This is a genomic window from Campylobacter concisus, from assembly GCF_003048675.2.
GTDB classification, from domain to species: Bacteria; Campylobacterota; Campylobacteria; order Campylobacterales; family Campylobacteraceae; genus Campylobacter_A; species Campylobacter_A concisus_F.
On sequence record NZ_CP060707.1, the window covers coordinates 1326387 to 1339688 of the forward strand.

A 13302-nucleotide genomic window follows, 5' to 3' on the forward strand; every position below is an offset into this window, starting at 1 on the left:
TTTACCTACCAAGAGCGTGGTTTATGATAGCTTCCCGTGCCTTGTCGATGCCGCTTTTACTGAGTGTCGAGACCAAAATGCCACTTGGGTCAAATTTCATTATCGCACTCTTTTGGCTTTGATTTAGCTTGTCGCTTTTTGTGTATAAATTTAAGATTTTCTGATCAGCTCTTAAAAAGCTTTTTAGGTAAGAATCCACGTTTACGTCGATGTCTAGGTCAAAGTGCCTAGCGTCGATTAGATGTATAAAAAGTCTGATGTCGCTTCTAAATTTCAAAAACTCATCTAAATTTTTGCGCCACTCGTCGTGTTTTGACTTTGCCACTTTTGCATAGCCAAAGCCAGGTAGATCGACTAAGATGAGCTTAAATTTCTCTTTTTGGCTCTCTTCTTTTTCCTCACAAAACTCAGCCTCAAAGAAATTTATAAGCTGCGTTTTGCCAGGAGTCGATGAGCTTTTGGCTAAATTTTTTTGATTTACAAGTGCGTTTATGAGGCTGCTTTTACCCACATTTGACCTGCCCAAAAAGACTACCTCGCTTGTCACAAAGCTTGGAGCCTCTTTTATGCTTGGGCTTGATGTGATAAATTTAGCGCTCAAAGCTCTTATCACTTGGTTTTATCCTCTATTTGAAAGATAAATTTAACCGGCTTTTTCTCGTCGCTATTTACGCTATATGTGCCATCTTTTTGATTGACCACTATCTTATCACCATAGACATTTTTATCAGTCTCTACTTCGTGCAAATAGCCATTGCCAGTTACTGTGTATGTCTGCTTTGCAGGCTCGTATGTGAGCGTATCGCCCTTGCCGTCATAGTGCTTATCTTTCATGAAAATTTTAGCCCTAGCGTTGCCTGTTGCTACATATTTTACTGGCTGGCGCTTTTTATCAAAATGCACAACGACTTTGTTTGCCTTTAGCTCGTCGTATGAGCCTTTTTTGATATTTACATTGCCTACAAATTCGCTGATCTGCTTGTTTTCATCAGCAAAAAAATCGTTTGATGTGATCTCAACCTGCTCTGCATTTAAAAATGTAAAGCCCAAAATCATCGCTAAAATCGCTGCTTTTCTTCTACCCATGCCCTTAACCCTTTTATCTGCGTTTGTTTTTTACCAAGATCATAGCTTCCGCTATCACCTAGTGCTTTGTCGCCATTTCTAGCGATGGTGAAATTTGCCTCTGATCTTACTATTTTTGTCTTTGTGTTATATATAACTTCATCGCTTTTAAATTTCAAACTATCGTTGTTTTCATAGTTCGCATTTTTTTGAAAGATTATCTCATCGTTTTGCGAGATAGCCTTGTCTGAGCTTAGAAAATGTCTTAAATTTCCCCTTAAAATTCTCGCTTTAAAGTCTAAAAATTCATCTCTGTCGCTATATCTGTTTAGCTCGTCAGCCTCGTAAATTCCGCTTATCTTAGTCGAGTTTATCTCGTAATCAACCACGTCATTTACCTGCATATTTGATATCTTGGTATCAACCTTTAGCACGTTTGCTAAGTATGGGTCTTGAGCCGCTAAAAATATCATCACAGCACTAAAAATAGCCACGACGAAGTAGAAAATTTTTACAACCAACGCTTAGACCACTCATCATATAAATTTTCTGATTTTATGATCATCTCGATCATCTCTCTAACAGCGCCATTGCCACCTTTGTGCTTTAGTTTTGTCTTTACATCAAGCTCTTTAATGGCATCTTTTGGCTTAAAGCTCCAAGCAACTGCGTCTAAAATTTTATAGTCATTATAGTCATCGCCGATAGCTGCTGCGTTTTTAAAGCTAAGTCCTTCAAATTTTAATATCTCACTTGCTACTTCAAATTTATCGCCAACACCTTGATAGACGTGGTTTATCTTCAGATCCTCAGCCCTTCGCTCAACGATGGCTGACTTTCTACCAGTGATGATAGCCACTTTCTTGCCAAGCTTTAGCCAGCTCTCTATCGCATAGCCATCTTTTACATCAAAAAATTTAAGCTCTTCGCCATTTGCATTGTAGATGATCTTGCCATCAGTTAGGCACCCATCAACGTCTAAAAATATAATTTCTATCATAAAACGCCTTTTGTGCTTGGAGTGCCGATCCTTGCGTTTTTGGCAAGCGCTCTGCGGAGTGCTACGGCAAATGATTTAAATGTTGCTTCGATGATGTGATGCGTGTTTTTGCCACGAATTTGATTTAGATGAAGAGTGATGGCTGAATTTATGGCAACTGCTCTAAAAAACTCCTCCACAAGCTCAGTGTCAAACTCGCCAACTTTGGCATTTTCATTAAAATTTTCATATACAAGGTAAGCTCTGTTGCTAAGATCTAGCGCGCAAAAAACAGCCGCCTCATCCATAACAACGCTAGCCTCGCCAAACCTCTCAACACCACTTAATGGATATAAAGCCTCTTTTAAAAGTTGCCCCAAAACTATGCCTACATCCTCGACACTGTGGTGAAAATCCACATGCGTGTCGCCCTTGCATGAAATTTCAAGATCGAGCAAAGAGTGCTTTGTAAATGACTCAAGCATGTGGTCAAAAAAGCCAATGCCTGTACTTATCTTCGCAACCCCAGAGCCGTAAATTTTGAGCTTCATTGAGATTTGCGTCTCTTTTGTGTTTCTAGTTAGTTCTAAAATTTCCTCTCTCACGCCTAACCTCTTACTATAAATGCACCTTGGAATTTACCGCTTCTTGCGTAATCCCTAGCCTCGTCCTCGCTTCTAAAGCCATTTAAGAATACTCTATAAATGGTTGAGCCATCTATCGTAAATGTCTTAACGACTGATCTATAACCATCTATGCTTTTATGCTCTCTTTGGTATCTATTTGCGCCTTCAAGGTTTTTAAACGAGCCAATTTGTACCATAAAATCTCCACCCACAACGCGTTGCTCTGATGAGATCACGATGCCGCCAACTGGGGCCGTTGGAGAGACTGGATTTGGCACTTTTATGCCAGTGCTTGTTGGTTTTGTTGGTTGCGCGCTAGCAGTTGTAACAGCGTTAATGTCTTCATTAAAGCCGATAACCTCCATACTAACTGGAGCTGTACCAGTGCCGATGACATCAAGCTTCATTGCAGCTGCTTTTGAGAGGTCAAGCACCCTGTCAGCCACAAAAGGTCCTCTGTCATTTACACGCACGATAACACTTTTTTGATTTCTTAAATTTGTTACTTTAAGTATTGTATTCATCGGCAAAGTTTTATGCGCCGCAGTCATATTGTACATATTATAAACTTCGCCATTTGAGGTTGTTTTGCCGTGAAAATTTGGACCATACCAACTTGCCGTTCCGCTGGCTTTATCGCCGACACTTACGACGGTCGGATAGTATGTTTTGCCATTTATGGTGTATGGTCTCATTGTTGCTTTTTGAACTGAGGCGGAGTTGTTGCCTCTTACATTAGTTGGGCCACTTGGAGTAAATGGAGCCCCGCTCCAAGAACAACCAGTGATTAGAAGTGTAAAACTTAGTCCTAAGTAGAAATTTAGGCTCTTACGGTATGACAATATTTGCTCCGACATTTAAATTTGAACTAGCCAAAGAATTTGCATCTTTTATATCTTTTTCACTTACATTAAATTTCTTTGATAAAGATGCGATTGTATCGCCTGTTTGAACTACGTAGTTGTGAGATTTATTTTGAGTAGAAAAAGGGATTATTAGTTTTTGATTATAGCTTACTGCGTTTGTGCTAAGCTCGTTGTAGTCCTTGATCGCTCTGTGGCTAACGCCTGTTTTTTTAGAGATAGAGAGCAAGGTTTCGCCTTTTTTTACAGTGTATGCGTAGAAGTTATTTTTACCATTAAATGGCTTGAAATTATCTGAGAAAAGTTGCTTTTTATTTTCAGGAATATAAACGTAATAATCTTTTAAAGTTGGAGGAGTAAATACAAATTTTAAATGTGGATTATTGCTTTTCATCTTTTTTGTGCTAAGACCGATACTGTCGCCTATCTGAGCTAAATTTGTACCGCCTGGCACTTTTACTTTCGTAAGTCTTAATCCGCCATTTATGTTTAGTAAAGATGACTCCTTAGATATCAAAAAGTCCGCATCTTTTGCTATATATGCCGCTCTTAAAATTTTAATGATGAAATTTCTAGTCTCAGCTGGGAGGTATTTTTTCTCAGCATCAAGAAGTGTTACAAGATCATCTGTGCCAGCTTTTTGTATAGCTTTTTTTAACGCACCATCGCCACAGTTATATGCCATTGCCGCCAAGTACCACTTGCCAAATTGATTTTTAAGTGATCTTAGATAGTTTGTAGCGGCTACAGTTGATTCGACTGGATCTTTTCTCTCATCGGTGTATTGTCCTACTTTTAGGCCGTGAATTTTTGCTGTTTGCTCCATAAATTGCCACATACCAGTAGCTTTAGCGTTTGAGACAGTGTGATTTGAAAAGCCTGACTCTATCATCGCTAGGTAGAAAAATGACTCAGGTACGCCTGATTTTTTGATCTGCTCTTTAATCATTGGTATATACATATAGCCATTTTTCAAGGCATCTGTAAATGTTCTTACCTGTGAGTTTTGTATGCCTTGTCTCATCTTTGCATAGTGAGAAGTTTTCATAAAGCTAGCATCGATGTCTAGCTCTTTTAAAATTTTAACCTGAGTGTCATAAGAGCTCTTCTCAGGGGCGTTTGCTAGTAGCAAGGTGCTACATGCAAATAATAAAAATATCTTAAGCATTGCTTTCATTTCTATCCTTTTTCGTGTCAAAGCTTAATGATGCTAGCATCTTAAGCAAGCACAATGCCCAAAATTTAGGCAAAGCACTTAAATAACCTTTTGGCATTATCTGAAGTCGTTTTACAAACTACTTCAAATTCAAGGTTTAAAATTTCAGCTATCTTTTTAGCAACAAATGTCGTAAACGCTGGCTCATTTCTCTTGCCACGATTTGGTTCTGGCGTGAGATATGGAGCGTCAGTCTCTATCAATACCCTATCAAAAGGAATTTTTGGCAGAATTTCAACTAAATTCTTAGCGTTTTTAAATGTCAAAACGCCACCTATGCCAAAGTAAAAATTCCCAAATTTACAAAGCTCTAAAAGAAGTGGCGAAGCATTATAACAATGCAAAACCGCTCCAGCTTCAAGCTTTGGCGCATACTCTTTTAAAATGTTAAAAGAGTCCTCATTAGCCTCTCTGATGTGGAGGATAACGGGTTTGTTTAACTCAACAGCCAAATCTAGTTGAGCTAAAAAAACACGTTTTTGATCTTGCTTTTCTCTTATCTTTTCTTCTTCATCTTTTGGCAAGCGGTAGTAGTCAAGCCCACATTCACCGATAGCCACGCACTTTTTATCTTTGGCAAATTCTCTTAAAGTTTCAATATCAAAATTCTCTTTATCATATGGATGAACCCCAACGGCAAAGAAAATGTCATTTTTTTCGTGCGCTATTTTAGCCGCTTTTGGTAAATCATTAATATCAGCTCCAGGGATAATAAAGCCTTTTAGCCCTAAATTTCTGGCTTCAGATAAAATTTGCTCTAGGTCAAAATCATAAACTTTACTATCCAAATGGCAATGCGTATCTATAATCATAAAGCTATTTCTACCCTATTTCTACCATTTTCTTTAGCAACATAAAGCGCTGAGTCGCAAGCTTCGAGCATATCATCTATCTCGCAGTGTCCTTTACCAAAAGATATACCGATAGATACAGTAACTCTTACTGGTTTATCCTTTATCATGACCACATTTTCAACCACTTTTGCTCTTAAATTTACAAAAAATTTAATAGCCTCCTCTTTTGCTATCTTTTTAAGAACGACACAAAACTCCTCGCCGCCAAACCTAGCGACCACATCGCTTCCTTTTGTGTTGTCAGTTAGTATTTTTGCGAGTGATTTTAGTATCTTATCGCCACCATCATGCCCGTATGTATCGTTTATCTTTTTAAAGTGATCTATATCAAGCATAGCAAACGCATAAGGTTCATCAAGCTCTTCAGCTGTTTGAACGTACTCTTCTATATCTTGATAGAAATATCTTCTATTATAAGCGCCAGTTAAAAAGTCGCGGTTGGCAAAATTTGCTATCTTATTTATATTCTCCATCGCCTCGATAGTGTTATTTATACGGCAAATGAGCTCTTCTTTAGAAAATGGCTTTGCTATAAAGTCACTAGCTCCATTTTTTAAAAATATCGCAGCATCTGTTTTTTCGCTAGGCGAGGTCATCACGATCACGCCAAGGTGGTTTTTATCTTTCTCTTTTCTAACCTCTTTTAAGACTTCTAAACCATCTTTAACAGGCATTCTATAGTCAGTTATGATTAAATTTATATCAGGATTATCAGCAAAATAACTCATCGCCTCTTCGCCGTGAGCTGCTGCTAGGACCTTAAACTGAAGGCTAGTTAAGATCTTTTTTATCATATTTCTAAAAGGCAGCGAGTCCTCAACGACAAGGACCTTGTATTGTCTATTTTTGCTTAGTCTATTTATCATTTGAAAGATGTAGTTGATATCATCCATGTTGCCTTTATAGACGTAATCAACTATATCTTTGTTTATAAAAAATTCTTTCGTCTTATCATCAATGCTGCCAGTTAAAACGATAGCACAGAGCCCTTGTGCAAGGACGTAATCAACGATCTCACCATTTGGTGCGTCGGGCAAATTTAGATCCAAGATAGTCATAAAATAATCTTTGCCGTGCTCGCTAATAAGCATCTTGGCTTCGGCAAAATCATACGCAACGTCGATCGCCATATCCTCAATGCTCTTTTCCATCTGCATGACGATTAGCTTAGCAAGTGCCTTATTATCATCAACTACTAGAATTCTTTCCATATTATTCCTGTGATTTTTTATTAAACTAGCTCGGATTTTAACAAATAAACCTAATCACAAAGCTTAAATTTAAAACTTAAATTTCAAGCTATTTTAAAAGTCCTTTTGCAAAATTTATCGCCTCTTCACTGATATGCTCGCCACTTATCATACGTGCAAGCTCATTTACACGCTCCTCTTTGTCAAGCTCTCTTACGACTGAGCTCTCACCGTGACGCTCTACTAAGAAGTGCGAATTTGCCTTTGAGCTAAGCTGTGGCTGGTGAGAAATGGCAAAAATTTGATAGAAATTTGCAAGCTTAAGCAAGACATTTGCGATGCTCATCGCCTCTTTTCCGCTTAAATTTGCATCTATTTCGTCTAAAATGATGACATCACCGCCCGTTTTTGTGATCTCACTAGAAGCGGCTATAAAGGCTAGCCTTAGGCGGTTCAGCTCGCCTGAGCTTAAATTTTTAAGCGAGGTCTCGTTTAAATTTAGACAAATTTCATCAGCGCCTAAAATATCAAGCTTTTTGCCTTCGATCCTTAGCGTAATATCTGGCATATAAAGCTCTTTTAGGTATAAATTTATCATAGCCTCAAGCTCTTTTAAATTTGCACCCCTTGCCTTGCTTAAAGTGCTGGCTAGCTCATTTGCCTTTTTGCTTAAAATTTCAAATTTCTTCTCAAGCTCGCTCTTTTCAAAGCTTAAATTTTCATATCTGGCAAGCTCTTTTTCCTTTTTATCAAGCGCTTCTAACGCCTCCTCCTCGCTGCCATAGCGCCTAATGATGGCATTAAGAGCTTCTATCCTATCAAGCACGCTCTCTACGTCTATATCGTCAAGCTCCTCCATATTTAGGCTATCGCGCGCGACCCTTAGCTCGTTCATCGCATCTTCAAAAAAGCCACTATCAAGGTCGCTGATACTTAGCGCCTCATTTACGCTGTGCTCTAGCTCAAATATCCGCTCAGCTCTAGCCCACGCCTCATTTATCTTATCCTTTTTACTAAGCCTTTTTTTAGTCTCCATAAGCTCTTCAAACTCGCCTTTTTTAGGCCCGACACTTCTTATCTTCTCGATCTCAAAGCTAGCAAGCTCCTTTAGCTCCTCGACCTTTTTCTCTTCCTCTTTTATAGTGGCTAGCTCTTTTGAAATTTTAGAAAATTCTAAAAACGCCTCTTCAAATTCCTGCTTTATCTCTTTAAATTTCTCATTTTTTGAAATTTCAAGCCTGTCAAGCAAATTTAGAAATTTCTCATTTTCAAATTCATTTGCCTCTTTTGCCGAGAGATATTTGATGTGCTCGCGCGCCACTTGGGCTAAATTTTTCTTTGAGATGGCTTGTTGGTTTATAAAATACCTCGTGCTCTTATCTTTTAGAAGCTTAAAAATATTGACCTCTTCGTTTTCTATGCCAAACTCATCAAGCTCAAATTTATGCTCAACGTCAGCTTCTATTAGCCTTGCTTCACTATCTTTTAGCCCAAAAACAGCCATTATAGCACTCATCAGCACCGACTTACCAGCGCCACTAACACCCGTAAATACGCTAAGACCCTCTTTGAAATTTAGCTCGACATTTTTAAAATTTAGATAATCCTTAATCAAAATTCGATCAATCATTATAACCCCAGTGAAGTTTCTCTTTTAAAATTTGAAAATAATCCCTGCCAATATGGCGTATCAGCCTCGCTTTTTTCTCGCTGAGGCTCATACTGACGGCTGAAATTTTACTCATATCAAAGCGGTCTTGGCCGTCTATTACTAAAATGGCGTCGCTTTTTGTTCTAAATTTAACCGTGTGATTTTTGGTAAGCACGACTGGACGCTGCGTAAGCGAGTGCGAACAGATGGGAGTTAGCGCAAAGACCTCGCTTAGCGGGTAGATGATCGGGCCATTTGCACTCATGTTGTAAGCCGTAGTGCCAGCAGGAGTTGCCACTATGACGCCATCACCAAAATATGAGTTAAAATACTTTTCATTTAAAAGTGCCTCGATATGCGTCATCGAGCCGCCATTTTTACTAACGATGACTGCGTCGTTAAATGCTATCTTTTGCTCGGTTTTGCCATCATTTTTGTGAAGTGTGACGTCTAACATAAAAGGCGTTTCTACCTCAAATTTATCATCAAAAAAATCTTTAAAAAACTTCTCACTCTCATTTATAGTGATATCTGTCAAAAAGCCGAGCCTGCCAGCGTGTATGCCAAGTATGAGTGGCGAGATGTGAGCTAGCTTTCTGCAAGTTGAGATGATCGTGCCATCTCCACCAAGCGTGATAAGAAATTCGCACTCTTTGGCTAGTTTTAGAAGCTCAAAGCCACTTTTTTCTACCTGTTTTGCGCAGCTTTTTTCAAGCAAAATTTCTGCGTTATACTTTTTTAAAATTTTTTCTAGCTTTGCTAAATCCTGCTTAAATAATGGATAATCTTTCGCGATAAGTCCCACTTTTTTGGCGTTTGTGGTATTAAATTTTTGTTCATTTTTCATAGAAATGATTGTAACATATTTTATTTTAACAAAGCTTTTCAAAAGAAAAAAGCGATTATAATTGCCTAAAAAACATTGCAAAGGAGCATTTTATGCGAAGTCATTATTGCACCGATCTTAGCAAAGCTGATATCGGCAAAGAAGTAATACTTTGTGGCTGGGCAAACACATATAGAGACCACGGTGGCGTTGTTTTCATCGACTTAAGAGACGTTAGCGGGCTTATACAATTAGTTTGTGATCCTGCTGACAGCAAAGAAGCACACGACGTGGCTGCAAAAGTAAGAGATGAATATGTCTTAAAAGCAAAAGGAAAAGTAAGAGCTAGGGGCGAAGGACTAACCAATCCAAAGCTAAAAACTGGCGAGATAGAGGTGATAGTAAGCGAGCTCATCATCGAAAATCCAAGCGAGCCACTACCATTTATGATAGGCGATGAAAGCGTAAATGAGGACATCAGGCTAAAATACCGCTTTTTAGACCTAAGAAGCGAGCGCTTGCAAAATATCTTTAAAATGCGCTCGCGCGCGGCGATAGCAGCTAGAAACAGCCTAGATAAAATGGGCTTTATCGAGTTTGAAACTCCAGTTTTAACACGCGCAACTCCAGAAGGCGCAAGAGATTATCTAGTGCCAAGCCGTGTATATCCAGGCCAGTTTTACGCGCTCCCACAAAGCCCGCAGCTATTTAAACAACTTTTGATGTGTTCTGGCTTTGATAAGTATTTTCAGATAGCAAAATGCTTCCGTGACGAGGACTTAAGGGCTGATCGCCAACCAGAATTTACTCAAATAGATATCGAAATGAGCTTTGTCGAGCAAGAAGATATCATAAATATGGCTGAGACGATGCTAAAAGACATTTTTAAAGCCTGCGGACACGATATCAAAACGCCATTTAGACGTATGAGCTACAAAGAGGCGACAGAGACTTACGGCTCAGACAAGCCTGACCTTAGATATGATCTAAAAATGATCGATGTGATCGATATTTTCGAGCGCTCAAGCAATGAAATTTTTAGCGGGATCGCAAAAGATAAGAAGAAAAACCGCATAAAAGCGCTAAAAGTGCCAAATGGCGATAATATCTTTAGCAAGCGCGAGATGAATAGATTTGAGGAATTCGTACGTAAATTTGGTGCGCAAGGTCTTGGCTACTTCCAGATGAAAGAAGATGGTTTAAAAGGCCCACTTTGTAAATTTTTCGAGCAAAGCGATCTTGACGAGATCGTCTCAAGATGTGAGCTAAAAGTTGGTGACGTAGTATTCTTTGGTGCTGGCAAGAAAAAGATCGTGCTTGATTATATGGGAAGATTTAGAATTTTCTTGGCTGAACAAATGGGTATCATCGATCAAGACAGACTTGAGTTTTTATGGGTGCTTGACTTCCCAATGTTTGAGCAAAATGACGATGGTAGCTACTCTGCGATGCACCATCCATTTACAATGCCAAAAAATATAGACGAGCCTGATCTTGAAGATATTCTCTCTATCGCTCACGACGTCGTGTTAAACGGCTTTGAGCTTGGCGGCGGAAGTATAAGAATTCACAAAAACGACATCCAACAAAAAGTCTTTAAGCTTCTTGGCATAGATGAAGCCGAGCAGCGTGAGAAATTTGGCTTCTTGCTTGATGCCTTGACATTTGGTGCGCCTCCACATGGTGGTATCGCGATCGGCTTTGATAGGCTAAATATGCTTGTAAATAAAGCAAGCTCGATCCGCGACGTCATAGCTTTCCCTAAAACACAGCGCGCTCAGTGCCCACTCACAAAGGCACCAAGCTACGCTAGCAACGAACAGCTTAGGGAGCTAGGACTAAGGATAAGAGAAAAAGAGCAAAAGGCTTAAAATTTGCCTTTAAAAAGAGATCGAATTTTGTCTTTAAATATTTTTCTTAGACAAAATTCCATCCTAAATTTAAATTTATAAAAAGATGCCTCCAACTTGGCGGCTAATTAAATCAAAACTTGCCTAAGTAGTTTGAGATGATTTTTGTGGTTGCAACGTAAAATTTTGCGCAGATAGAACACTTAGTTCATCAAGCTAAATTTTACTAGCTCCGCAAAAAGCGCTCAAAAGACAAAGGCAATAAAAGGGAAAAAATGAAAAATTTATTTTTAATCATCGGCGCTCCAGGCAGCGGCAAAACAACAGACGCATCGATCATCGCACAGCATGATGAGAAATTTGCACACTTTTCAACTGGCGATCTTTTAAGAGCTGAAGTAGCTAGCGGTAGCGAGCTTGGCAAACTAATAGACGGCTTTATCTCAAAAGGAAATTTAGTCCCACTTGACGTTGTCGTAAATGCGATCGTATCAGCCATCAAAAGCTCAAATAAATCAAATATCATAATCGACGGCTACCCAAGAAGCGTTGAGCAAATGACTGAGCTTGACAAGGTTTTAAGCGAGCAAGATGAAATTTCTCTAAAAGGCGTCATCGAAGTGGATGTTAGCGAAGATGTGGCAAGAGCTAGAGTGCTTGGCCGTGCAAGAGGCGCTGATGATAACAATGAAGTGTTTAACAACCGCATGAAAGTCTATCTTGATCCGATCAAACCTATCCGTAAGTTTTACAGCGAAAAAGAGCTACTTCACGTAGTAAATGGCGAACGCGGCATCGACGAGATCGTAGCTGACATCAAAAATTTACTAGCTAAACTTATATAATTCACAGACCTTGCATCAAAAGGTGCAAGGTTTTAAAACTTACCATTTATTAACACCAAAAATGTAATATCCTTTGAAATTTCAAAACCAACCCAAAAGGATAAAAATGAAAAAAATCATTATCGCTTCACTGGCTGCTAGCATCGCAATGGCTGGAGGCTTCGCATCAAAGTACTCAAGCGAGACGATAAGCGTAAAAGAGGCTTTAAAACTAAATGACGACGCCAAGGTCGTGCTTGAGGGCAAGATAAAGTCACACATCAAATCAGATAAGTATGAATTTGTCGATAAAAATGGTGACATTATCGTAGTTGAGATCGACAACAAAAAATGGGGCAATATAACAGCCAACGAAGATACGCTTTTAAGAATAAGAGGCGAGGTGGATAAAGACTTCACAAAAACAGAAATCGACGTAGATAGCGTAGAGGTTGTAAAGTAGTTAAATTTACGAGTATTTAATGCAAAAAATACTAAAATCACGAAAATTTCTAACACAAAGGACGAATATATGGACGTTTCAAAGATCAAATTTGGCTCAAACCCAGACAAAATCAATGCCGTAATCGAAATACCTTATGGCTCAAATATCAAATACGAGATCGACAAAGATAGCGGCGCAGTCGTAGTTGATCGCGTGCTTTACTCAGCGATGTTTTACCCAGCAAACTACGGCTTTGTGCCAAACACACTTGCGGCTGACGGCGATCCAGCTGATATTTTAGTGCTAAACGAGTATCCACTCCAAGCTGGTAGCGTCATCCCTTGCCGTTTGATAGGCGTTTTGGTGATGGAGGATGAAGCAGGCATGGATGAGAAGCTTTTGGCTGTGCCAGTTACAAAGATCGATCCAAGATATGAGGCGATAAAAAGCTACGAAGACTTGCCAACTGCGACACTAAATAAGATCAAAAATTTCTTTGAAACTTATAAAATTCTTGAGCCAAACAAATGGGTTAAGGTGAAAGAATTTAAAGATGCAAACGCTGCAAAAGAGATTTTAGACACTGCGATAAAAAATTATAAATAATTTATAAGCCCTATTTTAGGGCTTTTCTTTTTTAAATTTATCCATATTTATACATCGCATAAAAAGGCTATTTTTTATATTTAGATAAGCTTTTTCTTGTATAATACGATTTTCTTTCAACTGTGGGTTCATAGCTCAGTTGGTTAGAGCATCCGGCTCATAACCGGATGGTCCCAGGTTCGAGTCCTGGTGAACCCACCATTTTATGTTTTTTATAATTCCTTATACTTCTTTTTAATTCTTTTTATTTCTTTATAATTCCGATTTCATGGGCTAAAAGTAGCTATCTAATTCTTTTTACTTCTTT

At 38.8% G+C, this 13302-nt stretch carries 15 protein-coding genes and 1 tRNA gene; 5 read left to right on the forward strand and 11 right to left on the reverse strand.

Features of this window, described 5'->3' with window-relative positions; all coding sequences use genetic code 11:
* Window position 1 precedes the first annotated feature (1 nt).
* From yihA to CVT00_RS06725, 11 genes are all read right to left on the reverse strand, one after another.
* Window positions 2–613, reverse strand: coding sequence for a ribosome biogenesis GTP-binding protein YihA/YsxC (yihA, locus tag CVT00_RS06675; protein ID WP_103642658.1), 612 nt, complete (start codon window positions 611–613; stop codon window positions 2–4).
* On the reverse strand, window positions 610–1086 hold the full coding sequence (lptA, locus tag CVT00_RS06680; RefSeq protein ID WP_004317502.1) for a lipopolysaccharide transport periplasmic protein LptA: 477 nt from the start codon (window positions 1084–1086) through the stop codon (window positions 610–612). Before lptA ends, yihA begins: the two co-directional genes overlap by 4 nt.
* On the reverse strand, window positions 1059–1586 hold the full coding sequence (lptC, locus tag CVT00_RS06685) for an LPS export ABC transporter periplasmic protein LptC (protein ID WP_107914877.1): 528 nt from the start codon (window positions 1584–1586) through the stop codon (window positions 1059–1061). Before lptC ends, lptA begins: the two co-directional genes overlap by 28 nt.
* Entirely contained in the window at window positions 1577–2065 is a 489-nt protein-coding gene (locus CVT00_RS06690) for a KdsC family phosphatase (protein ID WP_004317467.1), read from the reverse strand. Before CVT00_RS06690 ends, lptC begins: the two co-directional genes overlap by 10 nt.
* Window positions 2062–2637, reverse strand: coding sequence for an imidazoleglycerol-phosphate dehydratase HisB (gene hisB / locus CVT00_RS06695; RefSeq protein WP_196376899.1), 576 nt, complete (start codon window positions 2635–2637; stop codon window positions 2062–2064). Before hisB ends, CVT00_RS06690 begins: the two co-directional genes overlap by 4 nt.
* Before the next feature lie 14 nt (window positions 2638–2651).
* Window positions 2652–3512 carry a septal ring lytic transglycosylase RlpA family protein gene (locus CVT00_RS06700; protein WP_009294185.1) on the reverse strand — a complete coding sequence of 287 codons (861 nt, stop codon included), beginning with the start codon at window positions 3510–3512 and terminating at the stop codon, window positions 2652–2654.
* Window positions 3499–4710, reverse strand: coding sequence for a lytic transglycosylase domain-containing protein (locus tag CVT00_RS06705; protein ID WP_012140081.1), 1212 nt, complete (start codon window positions 4708–4710; stop codon window positions 3499–3501). The genes CVT00_RS06700 and CVT00_RS06705 overlap by 14 nt, the downstream gene beginning before the upstream one ends.
* 65 nt (window positions 4711–4775) lie before the next feature.
* Complete coding sequence (locus CVT00_RS06710) at window positions 4776–5561, reverse strand: TatD family hydrolase (protein WP_103630383.1); 786 nt, start codon at window positions 5559–5561, stop codon at window positions 4776–4778.
* A complete protein-coding gene (locus CVT00_RS06715) occupies window positions 5558–6814 on the reverse strand; it encodes a GGDEF domain-containing response regulator (protein ID WP_107914873.1) in 1257 nt (418 codons plus the stop codon). The genes CVT00_RS06710 and CVT00_RS06715 overlap by 4 nt, the downstream gene beginning before the upstream one ends.
* An 88-nt stretch (window positions 6815–6902) precedes the next feature.
* A complete protein-coding gene (locus CVT00_RS06720) occupies window positions 6903–8423 on the reverse strand; it encodes an AAA family ATPase (RefSeq protein ID WP_196376839.1) in 1521 nt (506 codons plus the stop codon).
* The gene (locus CVT00_RS06725; protein ID WP_107914870.1) at window positions 8416–9291 is read right to left on the reverse strand and encodes an NAD(+) kinase; all 876 of its coding nucleotides are present in this window, start codon (window positions 9289–9291) and stop codon (window positions 8416–8418) included. The genes CVT00_RS06720 and CVT00_RS06725 overlap by 8 nt, the downstream gene beginning before the upstream one ends.
* A gap of 92 nt (window positions 9292–9383) precedes the next feature.
* Here CVT00_RS06725 and aspS point away from each other — a divergent pair, with 92 nt between their 5' ends.
* The 5 genes from aspS (at window position 9384) to CVT00_RS06750 (ending at window position 13196) form a co-directional block, all read left to right on the forward strand.
* Window positions 9384–11141 carry an aspartate--tRNA ligase gene (gene aspS / locus CVT00_RS06730; RefSeq protein WP_103598535.1) on the forward strand — a complete coding sequence of 586 codons (1758 nt, stop codon included), beginning with the start codon at window positions 9384–9386 and terminating at the stop codon, window positions 11139–11141.
* Between the two features lie 254 nt (window positions 11142–11395).
* On the forward strand, window positions 11396–11965 hold the full coding sequence (locus CVT00_RS06735) for an adenylate kinase (protein ID WP_004317610.1): 570 nt from the start codon (window positions 11396–11398) through the stop codon (window positions 11963–11965).
* 106 nt (window positions 11966–12071) lie between these two features.
* Entirely contained in the window at window positions 12072–12407 is a 336-nt protein-coding gene (locus tag CVT00_RS06740) for a NirD/YgiW/YdeI family stress tolerance protein (RefSeq protein WP_107914868.1), read from the forward strand.
* A gap of 69 nt (window positions 12408–12476) precedes the next feature.
* A complete protein-coding gene (ppa, locus tag CVT00_RS06745; protein WP_012140089.1) occupies window positions 12477–12995 on the forward strand; it encodes an inorganic diphosphatase in 519 nt (172 codons plus the stop codon).
* A gap of 124 nt (window positions 12996–13119) precedes the next feature.
* Window positions 13120–13196: transfer RNA gene (locus CVT00_RS06750), tRNA-Ile, on the forward strand.
* Window positions 13197–13302 lie beyond the last annotated feature (106 nt).

Coding starts and splice junctions, on each gene's coding strand:
- lptA (WP_004317502.1), bottom strand. CDS start 1,086: ATGGGTAGAAGAAAAGCAGCGATTTTAGCGATGATTTTGGGCTTTACA.
- CVT00_RS06690 (WP_004317467.1), bottom strand. CDS start 2,065: ATGATAGAAATTATATTTTTAGACGTTGATGGGTGCCTAACTGATGGC.
- CVT00_RS06705 (WP_012140081.1), bottom strand. CDS start 4,710: ATGAAAGCAATGCTTAAGATATTTTTATTATTTGCATGTAGCACCTTG.
- CVT00_RS06710 (WP_103630383.1), bottom strand. CDS start 5,561: ATGATTATAGATACGCATTGCCATTTGGATAGTAAAGTTTATGATTTT.
- CVT00_RS06715 (WP_107914873.1), bottom strand. CDS start 6,814: ATGGAAAGAATTCTAGTAGTTGATGATAATAAGGCACTTGCTAAGCTA.
- CVT00_RS06720 (WP_196376839.1), bottom strand. CDS start 8,423: ATGATTGATCGAATTTTGATTAAGGATTATCTAAATTTTAAAAATGTC.
- CVT00_RS06725 (WP_107914870.1), bottom strand. CDS start 9,291: ATGAAAAATGAACAAAAATTTAATACCACAAACGCCAAAAAAGTGGGA.
- aspS (WP_103598535.1), top strand. CDS start 9,384: ATGCGAAGTCATTATTGCACCGATCTTAGCAAAGCTGATATCGGCAAA.
- CVT00_RS06735 (WP_004317610.1), top strand. CDS start 11,396: ATGAAAAATTTATTTTTAATCATCGGCGCTCCAGGCAGCGGCAAAACA.
- CVT00_RS06740 (WP_107914868.1), top strand. CDS start 12,072: ATGAAAAAAATCATTATCGCTTCACTGGCTGCTAGCATCGCAATGGCT.
- ppa (WP_012140089.1), top strand. CDS start 12,477: ATGGACGTTTCAAAGATCAAATTTGGCTCAAACCCAGACAAAATCAAT.